The sequence below is a fragment of the Arthrobacter sp. 10T44 genome (genome assembly GCF_056393885.1).
The window spans coordinates 95172-121860 of the sequence record NZ_JBFTGT010000002.1 but is presented as its reverse complement, the minus strand read 5'-3'; the positions used below and the strand labels follow the sequence as shown (position 1 = coordinate 121860).

The following is a 26689-nucleotide window of genomic DNA, read 5'->3' as shown; positions in this document are numbered from 1 at the left end:
GCTGACGGCGCACGATTGCCCGGAAGGGTTCATTGCAGGCTTAAAAAGCCGCACCCCCGGATCAGTGATCCGGGGGTGCGGGCAGGAACTGCGGGAACCGTGGGTGCTAGAACTTCACGGCCGCGGGGTCGTCGTTCTTGGGCGCTTCGGCAGCTGCCGCGTCCTCGGTGGACTCGGCGGGTGCTTCGGCTGCGGCTGCCTCGTCGGTGGCGTCGGCTTCGAAGGAGGCCTCTTCGCCGCCGGGGCGGACGAAGTCGCTCAGGTCTACCTTGTTGCCCTCGGAGTCGGTGACCTCGGCCTGGCCCAGGACCACGGCGAGTGCCTTGCGGCGGCGCACCTCGGAAACCATCATGGGAACCTGGCCGCTCTGATCGATGATCTGCGCGAACTGGTTCGGATCCATGCCGTACTGGCCGGCGGTGGTGACGATGTAGTCGATCAGCTCGTTCTGAGTGACGTTGACTTCTTCCTTTTCGGCGATTGCGTCAAGGATGATCTCGTTCTGGAAGGCACGCTCCGTGTTGGCCTTGACCTCGGCGCGGTGTTCCTCGGTGTCGTGCTCGCCTTCGCCGTGGGAGTTCTCGGCGCTGAAGTGCTGCTCAAGCTGCTCTTCGACGACGGATTCCGGAACCGGCACCTCTACGAGCTCGACGAGCTTGTCCAGGACCTTGTCGCGGGCCTCTACGCCCTGCTCGACCGTCTTGGAGTCGGCGGCCTGCTTGGCGAGGTCCTCGCGGAGCTCCGCCAGAGTGTCGAACTCGGACGCCAGCTGGGCGAAGTCGTCGTTGGCCTCGGGAAGCTCGCGCTCCTTGACGGCCTTGACGACAACCTTGACCTGCGCGGCCTCGCCGGCGTGGTCGCCGCCCACGAGGGTGGTGTCGAAGATGGCGTCTTCGTCGGCGCTCAGGCCGGTGACGGCTTCGTCGAGGCCTTCGAGCATGGTACCGGCGCCGACCTGGTAGGACAGGCCTGACGCAGAGTCGACCTCGGCGCCGTCGATCGAGGCGGTGATGTCGATCGTGAGGAAGTCACCGTCGGTTGCGGGGCGGTCAACGGACTTGAGCGTGCCGAAGCGGCCGCGCAGCTCGTCGAGGGCCTTGTCTACGTCGGCGTCGGACGACTCGGCAGCCGCGACCTCGACCTTGATGCCGGAGTAGTCCGGGAGTTCGATTTCGGGGCGCACGTCGACCTCGGCGTGGAACTTCAGTTCGCCGTCGGTGGCGGACGGATCCGGCACCTCGGTGATTTCGACCTCGGGACGGCTCAGCGGGCGGATGCCGGTTTCCTGCACGGCAGCCTGGTACCAGCCGTTGAGGCCTTCGTTGATGGCCGTTTCCAGGACGTAGCCGCGGCCAACGCGCTGGTCAATGAGCTTGGAGGGGACTTTGCCCTTGCGGAACCCGGGAACCTGGATCTGCGAAGCAACAGTCTTGTATGCCTCTGCGATGCTGGGCTTCAATTCCTCAAAGGGGACCTCAACATTGAGCTTGACCCGCGTAGGGGTGAGGTTCTCGACAGCGCTCTTCACAGTCTAAGTACTCCTGGTTTTGGGGGATGGGGTTCTGCAACGCCACATATCTGGCAGTTGCTGCAGAGTCGGGGTGACAGGATTTGAACCTGCGACTTCCTGCTCCCAAAGCAGGCGCTCTAGCCAAGCTGAGCTACACCCCGTAAGTGCACAGAACAGTCTACGGTCATACTGTGCTGATTTGCACATTTGACACTGGGGGCCTGAATTGGGTTTAGTTGTATCCGGCTTCAACAGCCGCCCGGAAGTTTTGCTGAAGTTCCAGCAAATTCCCGGGGACGTAGCTTAATGGTAAAGCCTCAGTCTTCCAAACTGATTACGCGGGTTCGATTCCCGTCGTCCCCTCCAAATATGACGAAGCTCGAGCCCCTCCCCGGAGGGGCTTTTTTCGTGCCCACCCCCGTCATCGACTGCTCCGCAAGTGCCCTTCTCGCGGGTCAAAAGGGCACTTATGGAGCAACCGACACGAGCACGCGGTGCGTCGGCCGGTTCAGGCCCGCTGGCAGGCCGGGCACCAGTAGAGCTTCCGGGCGGCGTGTTCCGTCAGAGCCACGGCTGTGCCGCAGTCTCGGCAGTCCTGGCCCTGCCGGCGGTAGACAAAGTGCGATTCCTCGGGGTCGGGCAGCCTGTCACTCTGCCCCGCTCCATCGCTTTGTCCTGTCCAGTAGCTTGCCGGGGTGGTGATGATCCGGCCGTCGCGGACGCCGTCGGACATCATCGCGACGGTGTCGTCCCAGAGCAGCCCTGCGGATTCTGCCGGCAGGGCACTCCCGGGCAGCCAGGGGTCCAGCCGCTGCCGGAACAGCAGCTCGGCCCGGTAGACGTTGCCGACGCCGGCAATCACCTTCTGGTCCATCAGCAGCGTGGCCAGCGGGGTGCGCTTTTTCGCCAGAGCGGCGATGAAATCCTCCCGGTCCCCCGGAAGGTTCCGCAGCGGATCCGGGCCCAGCCGGGCCGTGACGGCGTCAGCCTCGGTTTCGGTCAGCGTCTCGCAGGTGGTTGCCCCGCGCAGGTCCGCCCAGCCGTGCGCGCTGGCCAGCCGGACCCGGACCGCGCCCACCGGAGCCGGCGGGCCCGCGTATACGGGATCCGCGCCGCCGTCACTGTAGACCTCCCGCTCCCCTATTTTCCGGGGCGCGCCAATGCTGGAGGCCCCGCGGAAGTCCGCGTCGCCGCCGAAGTCCCACGCGCCGTACAGCCCCAAATGGACGTGCAGAACCAGTCCGTGGTCGAAGCCGAGGAACAGGTGCTTCCCGTGCGCCACGGACCCGGTGAGGACGTGGCCGTCCAGCAGCGCTGCGCCCTGCACGAACCGTCCTTGCGGGCTGGACACGGCGAGCCGCTCCCCCGCGAAAACGTCCGCGAACTGCCGCGCCAGCCGGTGGACCGAATGCCCTTCCGGCACTACTCGACGACCTCGCCGGTGGTTTCGTAGGTGGCGATCTTGCCGATCCGGCGGACGTGGCGCTCGTCGTTGCTGAAGGGCTCGGTCAGGAAGGCCTCGATGATCTCGGTGGCCTCGTCGACGCTGTGCTGGCGGCCGCCCACGGCCACGACGTTGGCGTCGTTGTGCTCACGGGCCAGCTTTGCGGTGGAGAGGTTCCAGGCCAGGGCGGCCCGGACCCCCTTGACCTTGTTGGCCGCGATCTGCTCGCCGTTGCCGGAACCACCCAGGACGATGCCCAGCGCGGGGGTGCCGGCTTCCTGGTCGGCCACGATGGCGCGGGCGGCGTTGATGCAGAACGAGGGGTAGTCATCCAGAGCGTCGTAGACCTTCGGCCCATGGTCCACCACGTCGTAGCCCTTCGCGCGGAGGTAGGCCACCAGATGGGCACTGAGCTCCATGCCGGCGTGGTCGGTGGCGATGTGAACGCGCGGGAAATCCGGGGCAGTGGTCACGGCGTATCCGTTCTGTGGGGCGCCGGTGGACTCTCGGCGCTGCTGATCAGGGCTCGTCCAAGCCTACTAGGGCTATGCCGCCGGCGCCCCGCCGTTGCGGCGCGCACGGGCCGCCACGCGGGAGAGCACCTGCGCGACGTTGTCCGCCGTCGTCGCGCTGCCGCCGCTCACTGCCAGCCGGCGGCCGTCGGAGCGGTCGACGACGACGGCGGGGCCGCTGCTGACCAGCATCGCCGTCGTGGCGCCGTGGCTCCGGTAGCCCCAGCCGCCATAGTCGGCAGCCTTGACCTCTTTCGGCGTCGCCGAGTCGATGGCCGCCGCGGGAACATCCATGACCCGGACGAACCCGGCCGCGAACACCCGCAAGCCGCTCCGGTCTACGCGAATGCGGGCGAACAGGAACACGGCCGCCAGCAGTGCGACCGCCACGAGCAACGCGGCCAGCCACGGCACGGCAACGGTGAGCAGGGCCGCCGGGAACAGCGTGGCAATCCCGAGCATCACGAACACCGAGCTGCGGGCGTGGACCCAGAGGCTGACGGAATCGCCGGCCAGTTCGGGGTCCAGCTCCCGTTCCAGCGCGGCCTGCGCGGCCCGTTCGTCCTCGGTGGACCACCGCTCGTCCGCCTTGAAGACAAAGCCCATCACGACGCCGAGGCCCAGGGCCGCACCGCTGCCCATGGCCAGGACCGCCACGTCCACGCGGGACTCCCGCGCATCGGCCAGCCCCAGCTGGCCCACCAGCACGGCGGCGAGGACGGTGGTGACGAAGAGGCTTACCGCCAACCCGGCGCCCATCATGAACCGGCGCATCAGGGCCGGCCGGGACAGCGGCGCCGCCTGCAGCAGGACGGCCCAGCCGACCAGGACGATCATGGCCGCACCAACCCCCACCACGGCTCCAAAGGGCGCAAAATCGGCGGCGCCGGCGTCGGTCCAGCGGACGGCCAGCGGCTCGGGCAGGTCCGCGCGGATCAGCAGCGCGCACACCACGAAGGCGGCGGCCAGCATGAGCGGGAAACCCACGGCGAAACGCAGGGCCCTGGCGTCAACGGAATCCCGGATCTTTCGCATAAAGCCAACGCTACCCCTGCCGGGGCCGGTCGGAGGGGACGCGTTGTGACGTGGACAACTTGCCAACGCACCGCAACGTGAAAGAATAATTTCACAGTATCGTTTCCACCGTTCCCACCACTTCTGGAGGCACCTCTTGCCCGGTATGAACCTCACGCGCGCCGAAGCCCGCGAGCGCGCAGAACTGATCGCCGTCGACTCATACGACGTCAGCCTTGACCTGACCCGGGGCGAAAAGGTCTTCGGCTCCACCACCGCCGTGAAGTTCACGGCCAAGCCGGGGTCCTCGACCTTCATCGACGCCGTGACCCACACGGTGCACAACGTCACGCTCAACGGCCGCGAGCTGGATCCTGCGGAAGTCTCGGACGGGATCCGGATCCAGCTGCCGGACCTGGCCGCCGAGAACGAGCTCCTGGTGGTCGCGGACGCGCCCTACATGAACACGGGCGAGGGACTGCACCGCTTCGTGGACCCGGTGGACAACGAGGTCTACCTGTACACCCAGTTCGAGGTTCCGGATTCCCGGCGCATGTTCGCTGTCTTCGAGCAGCCCGACCTCAAGGCCAGCTTCACCTTCACGGTCACCGCGCCCTCCCACTGGGACGTCGTCTCCAACTCCCCCACCCCGGTGCCGGTGGAAACCATCCCCGGCGAGGACGGCGGCGCGCGCTCGGTCTGGGAGTTCGCCCCCACCCCGCGGCTCTCCTCCTACGTCACCGCCCTGATTGCCGGTCCGTACCAGTCGGTCCGCAGCGAAGTGAAGTCAGCGGACGGGAAAGTCACCCCGCTGGGCGTCTTCGCCCGCAAGTCCCTCATGCAGTACCTCGACGCGGACAACATCTTCGACCTCACCCGCCAGGGCTTCGAGTTCTTCGAGGCACAGTTCGGCTGCCCCTACCCGTTCGAGAAGTACGACCAGCTCTTCGTCCCGGAGTTCAACGCCGGGGCCATGGAGAACGCCGGGGCCGTGACCATCCTGGAGGGCTACGTCTTCCGCAGCAAGGTCACCGACGCCCAGGTGGAACGCCGCGCCATCACCGTGCTGCACGAGCTGGCCCACATGTGGTTCGGCGACCTCGTGACCATGCGCTGGTGGAACGACCTCTGGCTCAACGAGTCCTTCGCCGAGTACATGTCCCACCTCGCCGCCGTCGAGAACACGAAATTCGACCACGCCTGGACCACCTTCGCCTCGGTGGAAAAGTCCTGGGCCTACCGCCAGGACCAGCTGCCCACCACGCACCCGATCTTCGCCGAGATCAACGACCTGCAGGACGTGGAGGTGAACTTCGACGGCATCACCTACGCCAAGGGTGCCTCGGTGCTGCGGCAGCTGGTGGCCTGGGTGGGCCCGGAAGAGTTCATGGCCGGCGTCCGCGAGTACTTCCGCAAGCACTCCTGGCAGAACACCGAGCTCAGCGACCTGATGGTCGAGCTGGAAAAGGCCAGCGGCCGCGACCTGGACCACTGGGGACGGCTCTGGCTGGAGACCGCCGGCGTCAACACGCTCAAGCCGGAGCTGTCCGTCGGCGAGGACGGGAGCATTTCCTCGTTCGCCATCCTGCAGTCCGCCACCGAGGCGCAGCCGACCATCCGCCCGCACCGGCTCGCCGTCGGCTTCTACAACCTGGACGGCGCCGGGAAGCTGGAGCGCGTGCACCGCGAGGAGCTCGACGTCGACGGCGAGCGCACCGAGGTTCCCGCCCTGGCGGGCCTGGCGCAGCCGGACCTCATCCTGCTCAACGACGACGACCTCGCCTACGCCAAGGTCCGGCTGGACCCGAAGTCCCTCGCCACCGCCACGGCGCACCTGAAGGACTTCGGCCAGAGCCTCCCCCGGACGCTGGTCTGGGGTTCGGCCTGGGACGCGGCGCGCGACGGCGAAACCCCGGCCCGCGGCTACGTGGAACTGATCCTGGCCAACATCGCTGAGGAGTCCGATTCCTCCGTGATCCTGGTCCAGCTCCGGCAGCTCGCCACCACGCTGAACTTCTACGTGGCCGCAGAGCACAAGGACGCCACCGCGACGGCCGCGGCCGACCGGCTCTGGGAGCTCGCCTCCCGCGTCCCGGCCGGGTCCGACGCGCAGCTGCAGTTCGTGAAGTCCTACGCCCTGCTGGCCCGTAGCGCCGGGCAGCTGGACACCGTCGCCGGCCTGCTGGACGGCTCGCTGGAGCTGGCCGGCCTCACCGTGGACCAGGACCTGCGCTGGGAGCTGATCGCGTCCCTCGTGGCAGGCGGCCGGGCCGGGCAGGAGAAGATCGACGCCGAACTGGAGCACGACAACACCGCCACCGGACAAAACGCGGCGGCCCTTGCCAAGGCAGCCATCCCCACCGCCGAGGCCAAGGCCGCGGCCTGGGAATCGATCGTGGTCAAGGGCGAGCTGTCCAACGCGCTGCAGGGTTCGGCGGTTGCCGGCTTCACCCGCGTACTGGACACCGCGCTGCTGGAGCCCTACGCCGAAAAGTACTTCGAGGCCGTGCCGGGCATCGTCAAGGACCGCACCCACGCCCTGGCCCAGCAGATCGTCGTCGGGCTCTACCCGGCGCAGCTGACCACGCAGGCCACGGTGGACCGCACGGATGAGTTCCTGGCCTCGCTGCCGGAAGACAGCGCGGCGCTGCGACGGATGATGTTGGAAAACCGTGACGGCGTCGCCCGCGCCCTGCGCGCCCGTGCCGCGGACGTCTAGGCCCGGCGGAAACTAGCCCGCACTTCAGGACCAGCAGTTCAGGACCCCGGCACCGCTCTCGGCGGCGCCGGGGTCCTGCCGTTCCTGCGCCGTTAGACTGGCCGCATGAACCTCGACGAGCACCACTACGCCCTGACGGTTCGCTGGACCGGGAACCTGGGCAGCGGGACGTCCTCCTACCGGGGCTACTCGCGCGACCACGACGTCGAGATCCCCGGGCTGCCGGTCCTGAAGGGCTCTGCGGACCCCACGTTCCACGGCGACCGGGAGCGGTACAACCCGGAGCAGCTGCTGCTGGCGGCGCTCTCGCAGTGCCACATGCTGTCCTTTTTGCACGTCGCCGTGAAGCACGGCGTGGTGGTGACCGGCTATGAGGACCGTGCCGAGGGCGTGATGCGGACCAACCGCGACGGCAGCGGCCAGTTCGAATCGGTCACGCTCAAACCCCGGGTCACGACGGCGGCCCCGGTGGCCGGGGAACTTTTCGAGGAACTGCACCGCGGAGCGAACTCGGTGTGCTTCATCGCCCGGAGCGTCAACTTCCCGGTCCGGCACGAGGCCTCAGCCGCCGTGGAACCGGTTCCCGGTGCACCGGATCCGGCGGATCCGGCCGCAGATGCTCAGGCGGACTGAAACTCGGTCTGGAACTCGAGTAGCAGCCGGCCCTCGACGTCCGGGGTGAGCCCCGCCTGGCGCTCCCGGTGGAGTCCGCGGCGGCGCTCGTCCGCCAGCGTGTCCCGCAGCGTCCGGGTCCACGGCCGCAACTGCAGTCCCGCGGCGCGGGCCGCCGCGTTGCTGCGGGCCGCAAAGCCCTCGTGGCCGGGCGGGAGCCACAACGGAAGCGAGTCCGGACCGGCCCAGTAGTTCACCCCGCGTTCGGCGAGCCATTCGGCCGGGGCGGCCACCACCTCCGCAGCTCCCCCCGACAGCTGCCGTGACTCTTCGAGGTACTCGGCGAACGGCACCGGTTCGCCGACCGCGTTCAGCGCCCCGGTGACGCCGGCCTCCGCCGCCAGCAGCAGCCAGGCGGCGAGGTCCCGGACATCGATGATCTGGGTGGGATCCGCCGGAATGTCCGGAGCCAGCACCGGCCCCGCGTCCCGGGCGAAACGGGCGGGCCAGTAGCCGTACCGGTCCGAGCCATCCCCCGGCCCTCCGATCAGCCCGGCCCGGCAAAGGTGCGCCCGGTCCCCGGCTAGTTCCGTTGTCAGGCGTTCGATGGCCGACTTTGCCTCGCCGTAGCTCTCCATGGTCGCCTCGATTCCCGCCGCCAGCGGGGCGAGCACGGCGGCGTCCTCGGCCGTGCCCGGGACGGAAGGGTCCGCGTAGACCGAACAGCTCGAAACGAAGGTCCAGTGGCGGGCCGTTCCGGCCAAGGTTTCGAGTGCCTCCCGCGCCTGGCGGGGGTCCCGGGCGACGTCGATGACGGCGTCCCAGTCCCCAGCGCCGGCGGCGCCGGCGTAGGCGGCAGGGCCCAGCGAGCGGTCCGCTTTCAGCCAGCTGGCGCCCTCCGGCGGGGCCGACCGACTCCCGCGGGCCAGGCACATGACGTCGTGCCCGGCGGCGACGGCCTGCCGGGCGATTTCTGCTGACAGGAAGGCGGTGCCGCCGAGGACCAGGATGCGCATGGGGCCACGCTACGGCGCTAATGTGGAAGCTGAACAGAGTGTTATGCGCCCGGCGAACGCGGGCGCCCCTAAGGAGTAAACCCTGCTGATGTACAGCCTGACCACCGCCGAGCCCCTCACGCCGCCGGACATCTCGGCAGTCAACCTGCCGGGCGTCCTGATCAGCATCGGCGTTGGCGTCGCCACCTGGCTGGTGGCGTCCTTCGTGATCGCGGGCATCACGAAGCGGGTTGCCGCCGGAACCACGTTCTTCAAGAAACCGCATTTCCGCTGGGTGGCACCCGCGCTTCGTGCCCTGGACCATCAGCGGCGCGAGCAGCGCGCCAACACGATCGGTTCGCTGCTCAACAGCGTGGTCAGCGTGCTCGTCGTCGTCATCACGGTGATGTACGTCCTGCAGAACCTCAACGTGAACATCGCCCCATTGCTGACCAGTGTCGGCATCCTCGGCGTCGCGATCGGTTTCGGCGCCCAGCAGCTGATCCGCGATTTCCTGGCCGGCATCTTCATCACCATCGAGGACCAGTACGGTATCGGCGACATCATCGAAACGTCCGAAGTGGTGGGAACGGTCGAGTCCATGGGCCTGCGCATCACCCGGGTCAGGGCCGAGGACGGCACCGTCTGGTACCTGCGCAACGGCGAAATCCTGCGGGTGGGCAACCGTTCGCAGGGCAGCTACGTGGCGCCCGACAGCGGGCTGGCGGACGACGCCGGCTCCTCAACCCAGCAACAGGCCGGAGAATAAAATGTCGATCCCCATTTCCGGCGAACCCCGCCAGCCCAAGATGCTGATGCAGAACGATCCGTTCAGCCAGCCCGGTTACACCGACAACTTCTATGACGCCGTGGGCGGCCACGACACGTTCGTGAAGCTGATCGATGTGTTTTACGACGGCGTCGCGACCGACCCGCTGCTGCGCCCGATGTATCCGGAAGAGGACCTCGGGCCGGCCAAGCGGCGGTTCCTGATGTTCCTGGAACAGTACTGGGGCGGCCCCACCACGTACGGCGAGGAGCGCGGCCACCCGCGGCTGCGGATGCGGCACCAGCCGTTCCGCGTCACGCCCGAGGCGAAGGATGCCTGGCTGCACCACATGCGCACCGCCGTCGATGCGCTGGACCTGCCGCCGCTCTACGAGGGGACCCTCTGGGACTACATGGAGCGGGCCGCGCTCTCGATGGTCAACAGCCCTTCCGGGGCCTAGGACCGGACGTGGAAAGACCCCGGAGGCACTTGGGGGAATGCCTCCGGGGTCTTTCTGCGTCCAGAATACCCTGCCGGGTATGGGGCGGCAAGTATTCCGTCCCAGGACCGTCGCGGGGATTAGTAAGGTACTTCCCATGCCAATAATCCGCGACGAATGGCCCGGGGACCGCCCCGCCCTTGCAGCGCTCAGGGCCACATGGGCCGCGGAACAGGAGCCGGAACCGCAGGACGGTCACGGCTTCGAAGAGATCTACGGCTACTGGATGGACGCCAACCCGCGGAAGTTCTTTGTCGCCGAGGTGGACGGCCGACTGGTCGGGATGCTCAACCTCCTGGTCTTCGAGCGGATGCCCAAACCGGGGAAACCGCCCTCCTGCTGGGTCTACCTCGGCAACGTCTACGTGCTGCCGGATTTCCGGAACGCCGGCATCGGAGCACAGTTGGTCCAGGCGGCGGTTGAGTTCTCGCGGGGCCTCAACGCGGCCCGGATGGTGCTTTCGCCATCGCCTGCGTCCCGGAACTTCTACGCCCGGCTGGGGTTCCAGCCTGCCGAAGAACTCAGCGTCCTCCGGTTCTGACCGGGACGGCACCCCGGTCCGGCTAGGCTGACGATCATGGCGATCATTCATCAGGCTGAGCTGCAGCCCACAAAACTTGAACTCCTCCAAGGCTGGCTGCCGCGCCAACCCTGGTTCACGGGAACCGCCGCGGCGCTGGGGAAGGTGGGCGCCTTCCGGTTCGACGACCCGGAAGGCGAAGTTGGCATCGAGACGATCCTCGTCGCCGCTGACGGTAGCGTGTTCCAGGTGCCGCTGAGCTACCGGGGATCGCCTCTGCAAGGCGCCGAAGCGTCCTTGATCGGCACCATGCAGCACTCGGTCCTCGGCGAACGGTGGGTTTACGACGCCGTCGGCGATCCCTGCTACCTGGACGCCTTGGCTGCCGCCATTTTGACGGCCGAGCCCCAGGCGCAGCACTTTTTGGACGTCGATGGCAGGCTTGAGCCGATGCCGGAGTCCGTCCTCGTTGGCAGCACCGGGCCGCTACGTTCCGCGGCGCCGGCCCTCGGCCCCGGCACAGCCTCCAGCACGGACGCGGAAACAGTGGTCCGGACCGGAGCGCTGGAGCTGCTGGTCATCCGCCGGCTTCAACTGGCGGAACAGACCGCTGGCCCTGAGTCCCTCACCGCTACCTGGGCCGGACAGCGGATCCCGGTCAAACTCGCGTCCGTCACGGCGGACTGAGCAGGTAGTCCGCCAGCCGGCCGCCCCTCTGGACCTGGCGGCTCTAAAGTCCCGAGCCGGCGCGGACCAGGACGTGGCCGCGGGGGCTGCTGAGCCGGAACCAGCGGCCCGAACGGAAGAGGCTTTGTTCGCCGTCGGCCAGGAAGCCCAGGGTCAGCGCGGCGAACGCGGCCCCGGCGGGCAGTCCGCCGGCGTCGGGCAACTCCCGGCCCCAGACGGTCGCCCGGGCGTTGTTCACGATCAGGGCGCCGGGCTTGTCCGGGATGATGGCTGCGATCTCGGTGATGCCTGCCTCCGCGGCCTGCCGCAGGACAGTGTCCGGCAGCGCGCCGAGCGGCTCCCAGCCGGTGCGGGGTGCGCCGACGCCGGCCCACGATTCGGTGACGGCCATCGGCGGCACCGGGAGTTCGACGTCGTCGGCGCCCGCGCGGGCCAGACGGTCCAGCACGGCAGAGAGCGGGACGGTCACATCGAGCTCGGCCGGCGCTGCCAGCGCCACGGTCCGGAGCCCCAGGATGGTGGGGGTTGCCTCCCCCAGCAGCCGCGGCCGGAGCACGCAGACGTAGGCGGCCAGGACCGGCCCGGCAGCGTTCAACCGGATGGCGCCGTCGTCGATGGCCCGGGCGCGGGTGGCGAAGGTGCGCAGGTCGGCGAGGTCGCGGGGATCGGTGAACTGCAGGGGCTGGGTTAGGACGTCAGACACAATCTTGACTCTACCGGCTGTGCCTCTTTTGAGCCGTGCCGGGGTGCCGTCTAGAGTCAAACCATGACTGAAGCCGAAGCCGGATTACAGGCGATGCCCACCGAGGACCCCACCTCCTCGCTCATCCAACTCCTGAACCTCGGCGAGCTGGAGGGCGCGCGGACCGACGAGGACATCTTCATGGGCCCCTCACAGAAGCAGCCCCGGCAGCGCGTCTTCGGCGGCCAGGTGCTGGCCCAGTCCCTCGTGGCGGGCAGCCGCACTGTTCCGGACGGCCGCGGGGTCCACTCCATGCATGGCTATTTCCTCCGGCCGGGCGACGCCAACAAGCCCATCACCTTCGGCGTCCAGAGGTTGCGCGACGGCCGTTCCTTTTCCGCGCGCCGGGTCCACGCGTACCAGGAAGGCATGCCCATCCTGTCGATGATCGCGTCCTTCCAGGACGAGGATGAAGGAATCGAGCACCAGACCCAGATGCCCGCCGGGATTCCGGACCCGGAGTCGCTGCCGAGCACGGCTGACCTGCTGGGCAAGTACGACCACCCGGTGGCCCGCCACTGGGCCTACGAGCGCCCCTTCGACATCCGCCATGTGGATCCGGCCCTGTACGTCTCCGCGAAAGGCCCGAAGGAAGCCCGGAACGCGGTCTGGATGCGTACCTTCGGCCCGATGCCCGATGACCCGGAGATGCACCGCGCCGCACTGGCCTATGCCAGCGACTACACGCTGCTGGAATCCGTCCTGCGCAAGCACGGCATGAGCTGGATTACCCCGGGAATGTCCGTCGCCAGCCTCGACCACGCCATGTGGTGGCACCGGCCCGTCCGCGTGGACGAGTGGTTGCTCTACGTCCAGGAATCCCCCAGCGCCCAGGGTGCCCGCGGCCTGGCTACCGGCAAGATCTTCAGCCGCGACGGCCGGCACGTCGCGACGGTGGCCCAGGAAGGCATGATCCGGGTGCCGACCGACTTCAAGAACAAGGTCAAGGGCGCCGTCCAGACCAAGGTGCTGGAGCACCAGATGCGCAAGGCCGACCGCGGCTGACGCGGACACGCGAAAGGCCCGGCTCCCCGTGGGGAGCCGGGCCTTTCGCGTAGGCCCTGGCGGGACCGCCTTGCGGACTTAGTCGCGGGTCAGGCGGCGGTGCGTCACCCGGTGCGGCTTGGCCGCGTCGGGGCCGAGGCGCTCGATCTTGTTCTCCTCGTAGGATTCAAAGTTGCCCTCGAACCAGTACCACTTGGAGGGGTTCTCCTCGTCGCCTTCGTAGGCGAGGATGTGCGTGGCCACCCGGTCCAGGAACCAGCGGTCGTGCGAGACCACGACGGCGCAACCCGGGAATTCGAGCAGGGCGTTTTCGAGGCTGCTGAGAGTCTCGACGTCGAGGTCGTTGGTCGGTTCGTCGAGGAGCAGCAGGTTACCGCCCTGCTTGAGGGTGAGGGCCAGGTTCAGGCGGTTGCGCTCACCACCGGAAAGCACGCCGGCCTTCTTCTGCTGGTCCGGGCCCTTGAAGCCGAACGCGGCAACGTAGGCGCGGGACGGCATCTCGACCTGGCCGACCTGGATGAAGTCGAGGCCGTCGGAAACGACCTCCCACAGGGTCTTGTTCGGGTCGATTCCGCCACGGCTCTGGTCAGCGTAGGAGATCTTGACGGAGTCGCCGATCTTCAGTTCGCCGCCGTCGAGGGGCTCCAGCCCGACGATCGTCTTGAACAGGGTGGTCTTGCCGACACCGTTCGGGCCGATGACGCCGACGATGCCGTTGCGCGGCAGCGTGAAGGACAGGCCGTCGATCAGGGTGCGGTCCTCGAAGCCCTTCTGGAGGTTCTTGGCCTCCAGGACCAGGCCGCCCAGCCGCGGTCCCGGCGGGATCTGGATCTCTTCGAAGTCGAGCTTGCGGGTACGGTCCGCCTCGGCGGCCATTTCCTCGTAGCGTGCCAGACGGGCCTTGGACTTGGTCTGGCGGCCCTTGGCGTTGGAGCGGACCCACTCGAGTTCCTCGGAGAGGCGCTTGGCCTGCTTGGCGTCCTTCTTGCCCTGGACCTCCAGGCGGGCGCGCTTCTTCTCGAGGTACGTGGAGTAGTTGCCCTCATACGGGTACAGGTGGCCGCGGTCCACCTCGGCGATCCATTCGGCCACGTGGTCCAGGAAGTACCGGTCGTGGGTGACGGCGAGGACGGCGCCCGGGTAGGAGGAGAGGTGCTGTTCAAGCCACAGCACGCTCTCGGCGTCGAGGTGGTTGGTGGGCTCGTCAAGGAGCAGCAGGTCCGGCTTCTGCAGCAGGAGCTTGCAGAGGGCGACGCGTCGGCGCTCACCACCGGAGAGCAGCGTGACATCGGCGTCGGCCGGCGGGCAGCGCAGCGCATCCATGGCCTGCTCAAGCTGGGAGTCGAGATCCCAGGCGTCGGCAGCGTCGATGGCTTCCTGCAACTGGCCCATTTCCTCAAGGAGGGCGTCGTAGTCAGCGTCGGGGTTGGCCATCTCTTCGGAGATCTCGTTGAAGCGCTGGATCTTGCCGTAGATCTCGCCGACGCCTTCCTGGACGTTGCCCAGAACGGTCTTGTCCTCGTTCAGCGGCGGCTCCTGCAGCAGGATGCCGACGGTGTAGCCGGGGCTCAGCCGGGCCTCGCCGTTGGAGGGAGTGTCCAGGCCGGCCATGATCTTGAGAATGGTGGACTTACCGGCACCATTCGGGCCAACAACACCAATCTTGGCCCCCGGGAAGAAGGACATGCTCACGTCGTCGAGGATAAGTTTTTCGCCAACGGCCTTGCGGGCCTTGGTCATTGTGTAGATAAATTCCGCCATGCCTACAAATCTAGTGGCTTGACGCGGATAACTCACATTCCGGTCCCCGCCCAGCCGGCACCCCGGCACCGGGTCTCCGGGCGGCCTCTAGGCGGGTGAGCCCGCGAAACAGCGGCCATCCGCCAAGACGGGCAACACGGCCACCGCCACCGTACCGTTGCGCAGCTGGGCAACGACGCAGTCCCGGTCTTGCCGGACCGCAGCCTCCACAGCGTCAGCCTGCAGCCCGGTAGGGGTTCGGCTCGCCGTGACTTCGATGCCGTCCCGCGGGAATCCGGCTTCGACGAGGGCCGCCCGGATCTGTTCCGTTCCGGGCTCGGCCTCCCTGGCCAGCTTCGCCAAAGCCGCCTCAAGCCGGGCGGCGGCCGCGGAGGTGGCAGGGCGCGCTGTCGCTGCCGCGGAAGGGATCCGGGCGGGTGCGGGCCGGGCCGTGCCCGGCGGTGTTTCCGCGGAGAGGACGCCCCCCGGCGCTCCCCCATTGCCCCCAGCGGCCGCCGAACAACCCGCCGTTGATGCAAGCAGCAGGATAAGCGCCCCGAGCACCGGCAGCACCGCCTGGTCTTGAGAGTTCGTCCGGGCTCGCTTCACCCGGCAATTCTGCCATGGGCGGCCGTCCGGCGGCCTCAGGCGGCGGCCCCCTTCAATTCGCCGGTCTCTGCGTCAAAATCCTGCTCGTCGTCGTCCGACCCGGCATCGTCGGCCCCTGCATCGTCCGCGTCGGCGTCCACGCCGCGGTCGTCGTCATGGGCGTCGTGGCCGCTCCCGGTGCGTCCGGGGGCTGCGGCGTCCTGTCCGGGCACCGGGCCATTGGCGGCGGTGCGCGTGAAGTTGGCGGACCCCCACATCAGGTCGTGGCCGACAGACTCGGCGTCGATTTCTGCCACGTGATAAACGCGGCCGTCCTTTTCCCAGCTGCGCATCTTGAGCCGGCCCACGATGATGACGCGCTGGCCCTTTTTGATGCTGCAGCCCATGTTTCCGGCCAACTGGCGGTATCCCTGCACCGTGAACCAGTTGGTGTTTCCGTCCACCCATGCGTTTGCGGAGCGGTCAAAGCGCCGCTCCGTCGAGCCCAGCCGGAAGGAAGCGGTGGCGACCCCGCCCGGCGTCGTCGTGCTCCTGATCTCCGAGGCGACGAAGCCGCGGACCGTGATGCTGTCGTTCATTGGTCTGTCCTGTCTTGAGTAGTCGCTGTCCTGAACAAGCCCTGTCTTGAGTACGCTCGCTCGATTTGGTCTTGCCCCACCGAGCAGTTCCAGCTTCACGTGCGGGCGCGCCGGACGGCAGTGCGGGATTCCGCTATGTGGAAAACCTGGTCGGACAGGCACAGGCATTTGCGGGCACGCTTGACTGGCGGAGCGCGCGGGGCCCTGTAAACTTCTTGAGGCGTCCCCGGCAGTAGCCTGTCGGCACGCCGAACGTGCCCCAGTAGCTCAGGGGATAGAGCAGCGGCCTTCTAATCCGCCGGTCGGGGGTTCGATTCCCTCCTGGGGCACAACGTGCGGCCCTGGCCGCGGCTTATCCGCCGCCCAGGGCCGCACCCCTGCCGCCCCGAAGCCCGCTCTGACGCGAAGCCCGGCCCCTTCAGATCCATTTGTTGTGCCGGAAGGTCAGGTAAAGGGCCACGCCCATCACCAGCATCAGCCCGAGCGCCATCGGATACCCGAAAACCCAGTCGAGCTCCGGGATCAGGCGGAAGTTCATCCCGTAGATCGACGCGATCAACGTGGGCGCGAAGAGAATGGCGGCCCAGGACGAGATCCGCTTGGTCTGTTCGTTCTGGGCGATGCTCGACTCCGTGAGGAGCCGCATTTCATCGTTCTGTCGCTGCGCCACGAGGGCGGCGTTGACCGCGAGCGCGTTCTGGAGCAGGGCGCGGAACGCAGTGATCCGTTCACTCAGGCGCAGCACATGGTCCAGCACATCGCGGAAGTGGTCCTGCAGTTCCGGGCCCGGGACGTGGTTGGGGGCGCCGGCCCGGAGAGCCTGCAGGATGCCGGTGAGCGGCGCCGTGGCGCGCTGGAACATGATCACCTGCCGCGAGAGTTCGTAGATCCTGCGGGAGACTCCCGGATCTGCCGCGAACAGCTCGTCTTCAATCTCGTCGACGTCGTTCTCCAGGCCGGCGGCAACGGGCTCGTACTCATCGACCACCTGGTCGAGGATGGCGTACAGCACGGCATCCGGCCCAAGGGCCAGGAAGTCCGGCTGGGACTCCATCCGACGGCGCACCCGGGCCAGGTCCGGTGATTCCGCGTGGCGGACGGTGACCACAAAATCGGGACCGGTGAAAATATGGATCTCGCCGAACTGGACCTTCTCCACCTCATCCAGGTACCGGGCCGGGCGCAGCACCAGGAAGTGGGTGTCGCCGTAGTGTTCCAGCTTGGCGCGCTGATGGCCGGCGAGCGCGTCTTCCACCGCCAGATGGTTCAGGTCAAATTCCTCGGCCACCGAGCGAAGCTCCGCTGCGTCCGGACGGTAGAGCCCGATCCAGGCCATGCCCTGGCGCTGCCGCAACAGGAAATACGTCTCGTCCAGGTCCTCAGGGTCCGCGGTCCGGTACCCGTCCACGTAGACGGCGTTGTCGACGATCGTCACGGCCATGCCTCCTCGCCTGAACCGCCCGCTCCGGGCGCCCCTTTGGCTGTGACGCTATACCCCCGCCCGCCCGGTGCCAACAGCCTGCCTTCCTGCGTTTGCCGCGGCCCGACTGAGCCGCAACGCACCCCTAGGCTGCAAGCCTCCCGAGCCATGAGCACGCTTAGTATTGAGGTGACAGGCGGGGCACCAGGGAAAGCCTGAGCGACCCGCCCGCAATCGAAAGGTACGGCCGCCATGACCCAGACACCCCACGGATTCGATCCCCAGGATCCGCGCAACGCCGCTCCCGCGCAGTACCCGGTGACTTCTGAGGCCCCGTCCGGCTCCGTTGAGGGCTACCCCGCCGGCGGCACGGCAGACAGCACCGACCCCGGCGCCGGGGCCCCCGTCGACGCCATAGCCGTTCCGCGCGAAGAAGCTCCCCGTGCCGATACGCCGGAACCGACGGCCGCCGCACCGGAACCCCGCCGGGTCACCCGCGCGGGCATGGTGTGGACTGCGGTTGCCAGCGCGCTGGTGGTGCTGATCCTGCTGATCGTCTTCATCCTGCAAAACCAGGTCTATGTCCAGGTGAAGTTCTTCGGCCTGGAGGGCTCCGTCCCGCTCGGCGTTGCCCTCTTCATCGCGGCGGTCGGCGGCGGTGTGCTGGTCGCCATCGCCGGGGCGGCCCGCATCATCCAGCTGCGGCTCGCAACGCACCGCCAGCGCATCCGACTGGCTGGCCAGGCCACGCGGAGCCGCTGACCACCAGCGGGCGCGGCGCCGCCCGCCGGCCCTATGGCAGCGTCAATATGACCGGGCCCTCCGCGGTGATCGCCACGGTGTGCTCGCTGTGGGCGGCGCGGCGTCCGTTGGCCGATCGGAGGGTCCATTCGTCGTCGTCGTGGTAGTAGTCGCCGTTGCCGCCGAGGATCAGCATGGGTTCGATCGCGATGACCAGACCTTCGGTCAGCTTGATGCCCCGGCCCGGCCGGCCGTCGTTGGGCACGGGCGGCTCTGCGTGCATGGTCCGGCCAATGCCGTGGCCGCCGTGGTCGGCGAGCAGCCCGTAGCCGGCCCGGCGCGCGGCCCCGCCGATCGCGTACGCCACGTCGCCCATCTTGTTGCCGATCCGCGCCGCTTCAATGCCGCGGGCCAGCGCCTCGTCGGTGGCGTCGATCAGCGCCTGGTCCCCCGGGTCTGCCGTGCCCACAATGAAGCTGACGGCGGCATCCCCGCACCAGCCCGCCAGGAAGGCACCGCAGTCCACACTGAGCAGGTCGCCGTCCTCGAGCCGGTAGTCGTTGGGGATGCCATGCACCACGGCGTCGTTGACCGAGGTGCAGATCACGCCGGGGAAAGGGACGGAAGCCCAGCGGGGACGGTAGTTCAGGAATGCCGGCGTGGCGCCCGCCTCGGCCATCACTTGCGCGGCCACGCCGTCGAGCTCCTTGAGGGACACGCCGACGGCGGCAGCCTCGCGTACCTGCGCCAGCGCGTTAGCCACCACCCGTCCGGCCTCGCGCATCAGGGCGATCTCTTCGGGGCTCTTGATCATGGACATGGGGCTTCCTTCCGACGCGGGAGCAGGTGGCTCCGGCGGCTCAGATGACGGGCCGGGTGGTCACCGGTTCCGATGGCTTGCTGAACAGCTGTTTGGTTTTCGGGTCGAGGAAGATCAGGTACAGCGCGAACAGCAGGGCGATGATGGCAGCGGCGTTGCGGGCCAGGGCGAGCGCGAGGCCCAGGTCGTCGGTCTGCAGGTAGGGGAAGACTTCCAGCTGGTCCGAAATGGCGTAGACCATGAAGAAGGACACTATGAAGTACACCGCCTTGACCTGCCAGTCGTCCCGGATGCCGGTCACCGCAAAGAGCGGGATGAGCCAGACGACGTACCAGGACTGGATCATCGGTGCCAGGAAGACGACGGCGGCGAAGGCCAGGGTGAGCCGGCGCATCAGCCGGTCGAAGTCGCCGCGGAAGATCTGCCAGCCGACGATGCCGAGCGCCAGCAGCTTCCCGGCGTCATAAACCCACTTGGCCATCCCCCAGCCGTCCAGGCTGAAGGCGTTGAAGATCGAGGCGACAATGAGCCCCAGCAGGCCGACCGGTGCGTACCAGATCCAGATGCTGCCCGGGGCGGAGAGCCCGTTGATCCAGCCGAAGCCGAAGCCGTTTACCAGGCTCATCGCGTACAGCAGCGCCAGGCTGAGGCCGGCGGTGAGCGCCCAGAAGACGAACTTGCGCGGCCAGCTGGCGTTCTTGCCGGCCCACAGCAGGCCAATGAACGGCAGGAACACGATCGTGATGGGTTTGACCGAGATGGAAAGCGTGACCAGGACCAGGCCCAGCAGCACGCGTTTGGTGGCGCAGTAGTAGAGGCCGGCGAGGGCCAGGCCGATCATCAGGGCATCGTTGTGCACACTGGCGATGAAGTTGGTCAGGAACAGCGGGTTGGCGGCGGTGAGCCAGAGGGCACGGTGCGGGTTGACGCCGTGCAGCTCGGCCAGTTTCGGCACGTAGATCACGCAGAGCACGATTCCGAGCAGGGCCGCGAGCCGGAACAGCATGATGCTGGCCTCGGGGTGGACGTTCGTGGACCAGACCACGAACTGTTCGATCCAGAGGAAGAGCTGTCCGTACGGCACGGGAGCCTCGGTCCACATCTTGTCCGCGCCCAGCTGGAAGTAGTTCGACAGCGCCGAGATGCCGTTCTCGTAGGGGTTGAACCCTTCGACCATCAGCCGGCCCTGGCCGATATAGGCGTAGACATCGCGGCTGAACAAGGGGACGGAGAACATCATCGGCAGCCCCCACGCAGCCACCGCCAGCAGCGTCGCCTTGCGGGCCCCGGGGCCCCAGCTCCGCACGCGCTGCCCCAGCCGGAGCCAGGCGCGGACCAGGAGCATTCCGCCGACCGCCAGGAGCACAATGCTCAGCCCGACACCCACCGCCTCGGTCCGCATCCAGATGAACAAGGGTAGGCGCCGCAGTTCGGACACCGGAGCGAGCCAGCCGACGCCCAGCGAGCCGACCGCCATGAACACGGAGCCAAGGAATCCGGCAAGGATCGGCGACCTGGCATTATCCACATCGGCAACAACGGCCTTCGGAGACTGGCGGGAGGTACCGGCAGCCGTTTCCCCCGCCGCAGGTACAGGCGCCGTCATCTCAGGATCGTCCAATCTCTTGTGGGGCTCGTTTTGGCCCGCAACGGACCGACAAGCCGGCCATGGGGCACGCCGCGATGACGAAAATCTTCGACGGCCGCGTACCCGAAATCCTAGCACCGGACCGCTCAGCGGCGGCGGAACGGTAGGCTGGGCGGGTGCCTATATCTAATGAACGCATCGTGTGGATCGACTGCGAAATGACCGGCCTGGACTCCAAAAACGACGCCCTCATCGAGGTCGCGGCCCTGGTGACGGACTCGGAACTCAACATCCTCGGTGACGGCGTGGACGTCGTGATCAAGCCGGACGACGCCGCGCTGGCCCAAATGAACGACTTCGTGCGCGACATGCACACCCGGTCCGGGCTGCTGGCGGAACTCCCCCACGGCAAGACCATGGCCGAAGCCCAGGCCGCCGTGCTCGAGTACATCAAGAAGTGGGTGCCGGACCCGAAGAAGGCCCCGCTGGGCGGCAACTCGGTGGGCACCGACCGCGTGTTCCTGGTCCGCGACATGCCGGAACTGGTGGAGCACCTGCACTACCGCGTGATCGATGTCAGCACCATCAAGGAACTCTCCCGGCGCTGGTACGCCCGGGCGTACTTCCAGTCCCCCGCCAAGCTCGGCGGCCACCGTGCCCTAGGCGACATCAAGGATTCCATCGACGAGCTCCGCTACTACCGCGAGGCGGTCTTTGTGCCCGCACCGGGTCCGGACAGCGCCACGGCGCAGCGGATCGCGAAGTCGATCATGGCCCCTGCGGACGCCCCCGCCGACGCGCCGGCAGCAGCACCCGCGGAGTAATCTCCACCACGTTTAGGGAAAATTTCGTCGAATTCGAGGAAAGTGGCAAAACCACCCCCAAACAGCAGGTAAGCTATTTGTCGTTGCCTTTTCAGCCAGCCGGTTCGCCGGAAGGCATGGCGGGGCACATGGTGGGCGTAGCTCAGTTGGCAGAGCGCCTGGTTGTGGTCCAGGAGGTCGCGGGTTCAACCCCCGTCGCTCACCCTCACAAAGGACGGCAGAATTGTCCGACCTTTTCCAAAGGCCGCACCGGATATCCGGTGCGGCCTTTGTTGTCTGTCCAGTCTCGTCCGTGCGTGGAAGGAACCGCGATGAAGCGCCAGCTCTTTGAAGAAGACCACGAGATGTTCCGTGAGATGGCTGCGGAGTTCAACGCGCGGGCGGTGGCCCCGCACTACGGCCAGTGGGACCAGGACCACATGATGCCCCGTTCGCTCTGGACCGCGGCCGGCGAGCAGGGCCTGCTGGGGCTCGCCGTTCCCGAAGAATTCGGCGGCCTGGGCATGAACGACTACCGCTTCCGTGCCGTGCTGGACGAGGAGTTCGCCAAGAGCAACCACCTTGCCGTGGGGCTGGCCTTCCACCTGCACGATGACATGGTCCTCCCCCACCTGCTGGCCTACGGCTCCGACGATCTCAAAGCGCGCTGGCTGCCCGGCATGGTCTCCGGCGAGACGGTCACCTCGGTCGCCTGGACCGAGCCCGGCGCCGGATCGGACCTCCGCGGCATCCGCACCAAGGCCGTGCGCGACGGCGACGACTGGCTCATCACCGGCCAGAAGACCTTCATCGGCAACGGCATCTCCGGCGACGCGTCCCTGGTCCTGGCCCGCACCGACGGCAGCACCGGGCGGGGCGGCCGCGACTCCTTCTCGCTGTTCATGGTGCGCAAGTCCGAGGGCTACAACACCGGCAACCAGCTGGACAAAATGGGGCTGAAGGCCTCGGACACCGCTGAGCTGTTCTTCGACAACGTCCGGGTACCGCACGCCGACCTGGTCGGCGAAGAAGGCAAGGGGCTGCAGTACGCCGCCGAGCAGCTCCCCCAGGGCCGGCTGGCCATCGCCGTCGCCAGTTCCGCCGTCGTCCGCGCCGTCTACGAGGCGACCGTGACGTACACAAAGGACCGTAACGCGTTCGGCGAGCGGATCATCGATTTCCAGAACAGCCGCTTCGAACTGGCCGACATCCTCACCGAGGTCGAGGTCACTGAAACCTACGTGGACCAGGCCATCCGGGCCTTCAACGCGGGTGAACTCGACGCCGCCTCGGCGGCGCGGGCCAAGCTCTGGGCCTCCGAACGGGCCAAGTCCGTCACCGACCGGTGCCTGCAGCTGCATGGCGGCTACGGCTACATCCTGGAGTACCCGGTGGCGCAGGCCTTCCTCGCGGCACGGTTGCTCACGATCTTCGGCGGCACGAACGAAATCATGCGCGACGTCGTCGGCCGCACCATCGCCGGCTGACCGTCGCAGCACCAGCAGCCAACAGCACTAAAGGAACTTTTTCGACATGACAGTCCTACCCATCACGATCTGGGGCGAACCCGTGCTGCACCGCCGGGCCGCCGAAGTTGAGGTCTTCGACGACGAACTCCGCACCCTGATCGCGGACATGTTCGAGACCAATGACGCCGCCAACGGCGTCGGCCTGGCCGCGCCCCAGGTCGGTGTGGGCAAGCGGCTTTTCGTGTACAAGTACGCCAACGACGACGGCGCCCCGCCCTCCGGCGTCGTCGTCAACCCGGTGCTGACCCTCTCCAAAGTCTCCGGGGCGCTGCCGGACCCGGACGAGGAAGAGGAAGGCTGCCTGTCCTTCCCGGGCGGGCAGTACCCGCTCAAACGCGCCGAATGGGCCCGGGTGCAGGGCTTCGACGGCGACGGCAAACCCGTCGAGTTCGAGGCAACGGGCTGGTTCGCGCGCGTGATCCAGCACGAGTACGACCACCTGGACGGCAAGCTGTACGTCAATCGGCTGATCGACCGCTACGCCCGTAAGGCGATGAAGCAGGCCAAGAAGAGCGGCTGGGGCGTCCCCGGTTTGACCTGGATGCCGGGTGTGGACCCGGATCCCTTCGGCCACTAGCCCCGGCGGGCTAGTCCTCGTTCGGACTGCGCCCGCAGGCGCGGAGTCTCCCCACCTTTGACGCCAACACGCAGGAAATCGCCGCGAATTTCGCGGGACGCGCCGGCGGCCGCCCCCAAAAGTGGGGAATTTCCGCCGTGGAGTTACGCCCCGGCGGGCTAGTCCTCGTTCGGTTTCAGCAGCTGGGCGGCATGGTCGGGGACGTAGCGGAACAAGTCCCGCGGCGGCCGGGTGTAATTGACGGCGCGCGGCCTCTGCGGGAGGGTAACCGGCTCCGTCCTGACTTCGGTGTAGTCGATGCTGGAGAGCAGGTGGGCGATCATGTTGATCCGGGCCCGGCGTTTGTCCTCTGCCTCCACCACAAACCACGGCGATTCCGCGGTATCCGTCTGCATGAACATGTCGTCCTTGGCCCGCGAGTAGTCCTCCCAGCGCAGGATCGCCTCCCGATCCATCGGCGAGAGCTTCCATTGACGCAGCGGATCCTCCAGCCGGGACCTGAACCGCCGTTCCTGCTCCGCGTGGCTGATCGAGAACCAGTATTTGAACAGCAGGATCCCGTCCTGGATCAGCAGCCGTTCAAAGACCGGGCACTGGGACATAAAGCGTTTGTGTTCCGCGGGCGTGCAGAATCCCATCACCCGTTCGACGCCGGCGCGGTTGTACCAGGAGCGGTCCATCAGCACGATTTCCCCGGCCGCTGGCAGGTGCTGGACGTAGCGCTGGAAGTACCATTCACCGCGCTCCCGCTCGGTCGGTGCCGGCAGCGCCACGATCCGGGCAACGCGGGGATTCAGGTACTCGGTGACCCGCTTGATGGCGCTGCCCTTGCCGGCGGCGTCGCGCCCTTCGAAGATCACCAGCACCCGCGCTCCCGTGCTGCGGACCCATTCCTGCAACGCAACCAGCTCCGCCTGAAGCCGCGCCAGTTCCGCGGCGTAGACGCCCAGCGGCAGCCGCCCGGGCTGCCCCGGTTCCTCCCCCGGTCCGCCCTTCCGGCGCGTGGGCTCCCGCCCGGCGCTACCCTTGCCGGCACTGCCCTTGACGGCACTGCCTTTGACGGCGCCTGCCTTGCGATGTGCCATGGTTCCCGTCCCAGTAATGGCGGCTGAATTCCAGCCTCCTGTCCTGCCGCGCCCATTCTTGCGGAGCGCCCCACTGCCCACAAGGGGATCTAGGCCCGGGGACAGTGTGAACGCCGTGCTCTTATGCTTGGCCCCATGGAAGCCACCACGCCGGCACAGCCCATCCTCACGGTGACCGTGAATCCAGCATTGGACATCAGCACCACCACCGGGGTGGTCACCAGCGGTCATAAGCTCCGTTGCGGACCCAGCCGCCTGGATCCGGGCGGCGGCGGCGTGAACGTGGCCCGGGTGGTCCAACGGCTCGGCGGACGTCCCCTGGCCATCTACACGGCGGGCGGCCCCACGGGTGAGGCCTACCGGAGACTGATCGAAGCGGAGCGGCTCCCCACACTGGTGGTTCCGATCCAGGGCAGCACCCGGCAGGACTTCACTGTCGATGAGACCTCCACCGGCAAGCAGTTCCGCTTTGTCCTGCAGGGACCCGAGCTGAATGAACCCGAGTGGCGGCTGTGCCTGGCGCTCGTGGCGGATTCCATCCAGCCCGGCGGGTACGTGGTGGCCAGCGGCAGCCTGCCCCCCGGTGTACCGGATAACTTCTACGCCGAGGTGGCCAGGCTCGCGCGCGAGCAGAATGCGCGCTGCGTCGTCGACGCCTCCGGGCCTGCCCTGGCCGCTGCCCTGTCCGAGGGGGTCTTCCTGGTCAAACCAAGCCGGCGGGAGCTTGGGCTGCATTTCGGCACGACCCTGGAGACCGAGCAAAGCGAGCTCGACGCCGCCATGGCGCTGGTGGCCGACGGATCCGCCGAACATGTCGCGCTGACCCTGGGCGGCCAGGGAGCAGTCCTGGCGTCCCAGGGCGGCACGCTCCGGCTGGCCGTGCCGCCGGTACGGGTGCAGAGCACGGTCGGTGCCGGCGACAGTTTCCTGGCAGCCTTCGTGCTCCGGCTGGCGCAGGGGCGCACGCTGGCTGATGCGTTCCGTTCGGCGGTCGCTGCCGGCAGCGCGACTGTCACCACACGCGCCACCGAGCTCTGCCACCGGGCCGACGTCGAGCGGCTCGAAGCAGAACTCGCGGAACAAGCCGCCCGGGCCTAGCCGGGAAACCGGCACTCCGCTGGCATGATGTGGCGCATGGGGGAAACCGAAACAAGCTCAAGACCGAGGCCGCGCACCTTCAAGGAGCCATCCGGCCGGGTGGTATCGCTCCTGGTCTGGGGAGGCAGCGCTGCCGGCATGGGCTGGCTGATGCTCGCGGGAAGGGGCGGGGCTGCCGTGGCGGCCGCGCCGTGGCTGGCTGCCGCGGCCCTGCTGGTCTATCTGACGCAGTGGCAGCCGAGGCTGATCGTGGGAGCCGACAAGTTTGACGTGGTCAACGGGCTCCGACGGCACCGGATCCCGTTCGCCGCCGTGGACGACGTCGAGGTCCGCTACTCCGTCACGGTGAGGGCTGCCGGTAGGAAGTATGTCAGCTGGGGTGCCCCGACGCCGCCCAGCGCCTTTGGCACCGGGTTCGAACAGGCCCGGGACTGGAAGGAACGCCCCTTCGGGATGCTGCCGTCCAATGAGCGCATGGGCCAGCCTCCGACGTCGGGCGGACGGGATGCGATTGTCCGGGCCTGGCAGGATGCCAGGCAGCCGGGCGCAACCAGCGGCCCCGGCCAGAGTTCGGCCGAGCGCACGGTCGTGTCCGAGTGGAACGTCCCGATGCTGGTCGTGGGGCTGGTCGTGGCCTGCTGGTGCCTCGTCTCATTGCTGTTCTGACTGCCGGACGGCCTGTGTCCTAAGGCATCACCTTGTAAAGCTCAATGACGGTCTCTTCCGGCGGGGATGTGAAGCCGCCCTCGATGCCGGCCTGCATTTTGGGCATCAGGATGCCGTCACGGAATTTCTCCCAGCTCTCCTGGGAATCGTGGACCGCCATGATTGTCCATCCACCGGCCGATGCGCCGCCGGCATGAAAGACCTGCCCCTCCGGCAAGCGGCCTTCGCCGGGATGAACCGCGGCAATGGACGCCTCGTACTGTTCCTTGGTTCCTCCCGGAAAAAAGTGCACAACTCCGTAGGCCATTTCTACTCCTCGAGTGGTGGGCCGTAGCTGACGATTCCAGTCCTAGACCTGGCAGTGTCGGGTGTCAATGAGCCGGGAATCGTTCCGCTCCCAACAGCGC

The 26689-nt window shown here is 67.7% G+C and carries 27 protein-coding genes and 4 tRNA genes; 16 read left to right on the top strand and 15 right to left on the bottom strand.

Features of this window, described 5'->3' with window-relative positions; genetic code table 11:
• Positions 1–106 precede the first annotated feature (106 nt).
• Complete coding sequence (gene tig / locus AC1DBL_RS05105) at positions 107–1528, bottom strand: trigger factor (protein ID WP_476916828.1); 1422 nt, start codon at positions 1526–1528, stop codon at positions 107–109.
• Between the two features lie 68 nt (positions 1529–1596).
• Positions 1597–1671, bottom strand: a tRNA-Pro gene (locus tag AC1DBL_RS05100).
• Between the two features lie 131 nt (positions 1672–1802).
• Here AC1DBL_RS05100 and AC1DBL_RS05095 point away from each other — a divergent pair.
• Positions 1803–1876 (top strand) — tRNA-Gly (locus AC1DBL_RS05095).
• Between the two features lie 142 nt (positions 1877–2018).
• Here AC1DBL_RS05095 and AC1DBL_RS05090 read toward each other — a convergent pair.
• The 3 genes from AC1DBL_RS05090 to AC1DBL_RS05080 form a co-directional block, all read right to left on the bottom strand.
• The gene (locus AC1DBL_RS05090) at positions 2019–2933 is read right to left on the bottom strand and encodes an Fpg/Nei family DNA glycosylase (protein WP_476925602.1); all 915 of its coding nucleotides are present in this window, start codon (positions 2931–2933) and stop codon (positions 2019–2021) included.
• Positions 2933–3427, bottom strand: a complete 495-nt coding sequence (locus AC1DBL_RS05085; protein ID WP_476925601.1) for a ribose-5-phosphate isomerase — start codon at positions 3425–3427, stop codon at positions 2933–2935. The genes AC1DBL_RS05090 and AC1DBL_RS05085 overlap by 1 nt, the downstream gene beginning before the upstream one ends.
• Positions 3428–3499: 72 nt before the next feature.
• Positions 3500–4501: a hypothetical protein gene (locus tag AC1DBL_RS05080; RefSeq protein ID WP_476925600.1), complete on the bottom strand. Its 1002-nt coding sequence runs from the start codon at positions 4499–4501 to the stop codon at positions 3500–3502.
• A 145-nt stretch (positions 4502–4646) separates the two neighbouring features.
• On the opposite strand from AC1DBL_RS05080, the gene pepN reads away from it, so the two are divergent.
• Together pepN and AC1DBL_RS05070 are read left to right on the top strand one after the other, a co-directional pair.
• The gene (gene pepN / locus AC1DBL_RS05075; protein WP_476925599.1) at positions 4647–7199 is read left to right on the top strand and encodes an aminopeptidase N; all 2553 of its coding nucleotides are present in this window, start codon (positions 4647–4649) and stop codon (positions 7197–7199) included.
• A 105-nt stretch (positions 7200–7304) separates the two neighbouring features.
• A complete protein-coding gene (locus tag AC1DBL_RS05070) occupies positions 7305–7832 on the top strand; it encodes an OsmC family protein (RefSeq protein ID WP_476925598.1) in 528 nt (175 codons plus the stop codon).
• On the opposite strand, the gene AC1DBL_RS05065 is transcribed toward AC1DBL_RS05070, so the two are convergent.
• On the bottom strand, positions 7820–8827 hold the full coding sequence (locus AC1DBL_RS05065; RefSeq protein WP_476925597.1) for an NAD-dependent epimerase/dehydratase family protein: 1008 nt from the start codon (positions 8825–8827) through the stop codon (positions 7820–7822). The genes AC1DBL_RS05070 and AC1DBL_RS05065 overlap by 13 nt on opposite strands.
• Positions 8828–8915: 88 nt before the next feature.
• On the opposite strand from AC1DBL_RS05065, the gene AC1DBL_RS05060 reads away from it, so the two are divergent.
• From AC1DBL_RS05060 to AC1DBL_RS05045, 4 genes are all read left to right on the top strand, one after another.
• The gene (locus AC1DBL_RS05060; RefSeq protein ID WP_441417553.1) at positions 8916–9575 is read left to right on the top strand and encodes a mechanosensitive ion channel family protein; all 660 of its coding nucleotides are present in this window, start codon (positions 8916–8918) and stop codon (positions 9573–9575) included.
• A 1-nt stretch (position 9576) separates the two neighbouring features.
• The gene (locus AC1DBL_RS05055; RefSeq protein ID WP_441417552.1) at positions 9577–10035 is read left to right on the top strand and encodes a globin; all 459 of its coding nucleotides are present in this window, start codon (positions 9577–9579) and stop codon (positions 10033–10035) included.
• A gap of 136 nt (positions 10036–10171) precedes the next feature.
• Positions 10172–10615 carry a GNAT family N-acetyltransferase gene (locus AC1DBL_RS05050; protein ID WP_476925596.1) on the top strand — a complete coding sequence of 148 codons (444 nt, stop codon included), beginning with the start codon at positions 10172–10174 and terminating at the stop codon, positions 10613–10615.
• Positions 10616–10651: 36 nt separating this feature from the next.
• On the top strand, positions 10652–11281 hold the full coding sequence (locus tag AC1DBL_RS05045; RefSeq protein WP_476925595.1) for a CG0192-related protein: 630 nt from the start codon (positions 10652–10654) through the stop codon (positions 11279–11281).
• A gap of 43 nt (positions 11282–11324) precedes the next feature.
• On the opposite strand, the gene AC1DBL_RS05040 is transcribed toward AC1DBL_RS05045, so the two are convergent.
• Positions 11325–11984 carry a DUF8185 domain-containing protein gene (locus tag AC1DBL_RS05040; RefSeq protein WP_476916835.1) on the bottom strand — a complete coding sequence of 220 codons (660 nt, stop codon included), beginning with the start codon at positions 11982–11984 and terminating at the stop codon, positions 11325–11327.
• Between the two features lie 63 nt (positions 11985–12047).
• Between AC1DBL_RS05040 and tesB the strand changes: the two genes are divergently transcribed.
• Positions 12048–13028 carry an acyl-CoA thioesterase II gene (tesB, locus tag AC1DBL_RS05035; protein WP_476892370.1) on the top strand — a complete coding sequence of 327 codons (981 nt, stop codon included), beginning with the start codon at positions 12048–12050 and terminating at the stop codon, positions 13026–13028.
• Between the two features lie 78 nt (positions 13029–13106).
• On the opposite strand, the gene ettA is transcribed toward tesB, so the two are convergent.
• The 3 genes from ettA to AC1DBL_RS05020 all read right to left on the bottom strand — a co-directional run bounded on the left by ettA (position 13107) and on the right by AC1DBL_RS05020 (position 15955).
• Entirely contained in the window at positions 13107–14789 is a 1683-nt protein-coding gene (gene ettA, locus AC1DBL_RS05030; RefSeq protein ID WP_346960802.1) for an energy-dependent translational throttle protein EttA, read from the bottom strand.
• An 87-nt stretch (positions 14790–14876) separates the two neighbouring features.
• Complete coding sequence (locus tag AC1DBL_RS05025; RefSeq protein WP_476925594.1) at positions 14877–15377, bottom strand: DUF6993 domain-containing protein; 501 nt, start codon at positions 15375–15377, stop codon at positions 14877–14879.
• A 35-nt stretch (positions 15378–15412) separates the two neighbouring features.
• Positions 15413–15955, bottom strand: a complete 543-nt coding sequence (locus AC1DBL_RS05020) for a single-stranded DNA-binding protein (RefSeq protein ID WP_476925593.1) — start codon at positions 15953–15955, stop codon at positions 15413–15415.
• Positions 15956–16211: 256 nt separating this feature from the next.
• On the opposite strand from AC1DBL_RS05020, the gene AC1DBL_RS05015 reads away from it, so the two are divergent.
• Positions 16212–16284: transfer RNA gene (locus AC1DBL_RS05015), tRNA-Arg, on the top strand.
• Positions 16285–16373: 89 nt separating this feature from the next.
• On the opposite strand, the gene AC1DBL_RS05010 is transcribed toward AC1DBL_RS05015, so the two are convergent.
• Positions 16374–17390, bottom strand: coding sequence for a magnesium and cobalt transport protein CorA (locus AC1DBL_RS05010; RefSeq protein ID WP_441417546.1), 1017 nt, complete (start codon positions 17388–17390; stop codon positions 16374–16376).
• A 237-nt stretch (positions 17391–17627) separates the two neighbouring features.
• Between AC1DBL_RS05010 and AC1DBL_RS05005 the strand changes: the two genes are divergently transcribed.
• Entirely contained in the window at positions 17628–18137 is a 510-nt protein-coding gene (locus AC1DBL_RS05005; RefSeq protein ID WP_476925592.1) for a LapA family protein, read from the top strand.
• Between the two features lie 31 nt (positions 18138–18168).
• Here the strand turns inward: AC1DBL_RS05005 and map are convergent, their stop codons facing one another.
• A complete protein-coding gene (gene map / locus AC1DBL_RS05000) occupies positions 18169–18936 on the bottom strand; it encodes a type I methionyl aminopeptidase (RefSeq protein ID WP_476925591.1) in 768 nt (255 codons plus the stop codon).
• Positions 18937–18976: 40 nt separating this feature from the next.
• Positions 18977–20542, bottom strand: a complete 1566-nt coding sequence (mptB, locus tag AC1DBL_RS04995; RefSeq protein ID WP_476925590.1) for a polyprenol phosphomannose-dependent alpha 1,6 mannosyltransferase MptB — start codon at positions 20540–20542, stop codon at positions 18977–18979.
• 158 nt (positions 20543–20700) lie between these two features.
• On the opposite strand from mptB, the gene orn reads away from it, so the two are divergent.
• From orn to def, 4 genes are all read left to right on the top strand, one after another.
• On the top strand, positions 20701–21348 hold the full coding sequence (orn, locus tag AC1DBL_RS04990) for an oligoribonuclease (RefSeq protein WP_476908690.1): 648 nt from the start codon (positions 20701–20703) through the stop codon (positions 21346–21348).
• 131 nt (positions 21349–21479) lie between these two features.
• Positions 21480–21552 (top strand) — tRNA-His (locus tag AC1DBL_RS04985).
• Between the two features lie 107 nt (positions 21553–21659).
• Positions 21660–22814: an acyl-CoA dehydrogenase family protein gene (locus AC1DBL_RS04980; protein WP_476925589.1), complete on the top strand. Its 1155-nt coding sequence runs from the start codon at positions 21660–21662 to the stop codon at positions 22812–22814.
• A 46-nt stretch (positions 22815–22860) separates the two neighbouring features.
• Positions 22861–23433, top strand: coding sequence for a peptide deformylase (gene def, locus AC1DBL_RS04975; RefSeq protein ID WP_306909767.1), 573 nt, complete (start codon positions 22861–22863; stop codon positions 23431–23433).
• A gap of 158 nt (positions 23434–23591) precedes the next feature.
• On the opposite strand, the gene ppk2 is transcribed toward def, so the two are convergent.
• Complete coding sequence (gene ppk2 / locus AC1DBL_RS04970; RefSeq protein ID WP_476925588.1) at positions 23592–24518, bottom strand: polyphosphate kinase 2; 927 nt, start codon at positions 24516–24518, stop codon at positions 23592–23594.
• Positions 24519–24653: 135 nt separating this feature from the next.
• Between ppk2 and AC1DBL_RS04965 the strand changes: the two genes are divergently transcribed.
• Together AC1DBL_RS04965 and AC1DBL_RS04960 are read left to right on the top strand one after the other, a co-directional pair.
• On the top strand, positions 24654–25616 hold the full coding sequence (locus AC1DBL_RS04965; protein ID WP_476925587.1) for a 1-phosphofructokinase family hexose kinase: 963 nt from the start codon (positions 24654–24656) through the stop codon (positions 25614–25616).
• Between the two features lie 99 nt (positions 25617–25715).
• Positions 25716–26282, top strand: coding sequence for a hypothetical protein (locus AC1DBL_RS04960; RefSeq protein ID WP_441417538.1), 567 nt, complete (start codon positions 25716–25718; stop codon positions 26280–26282).
• Between the two features lie 19 nt (positions 26283–26301).
• Here AC1DBL_RS04960 and AC1DBL_RS04955 read toward each other — a convergent pair whose 3' ends face one another.
• On the bottom strand, positions 26302–26589 hold the full coding sequence (locus AC1DBL_RS04955) for a hypothetical protein (protein ID WP_441417537.1): 288 nt from the start codon (positions 26587–26589) through the stop codon (positions 26302–26304).
• Positions 26590–26689: the final 100 nt, after the last annotated feature.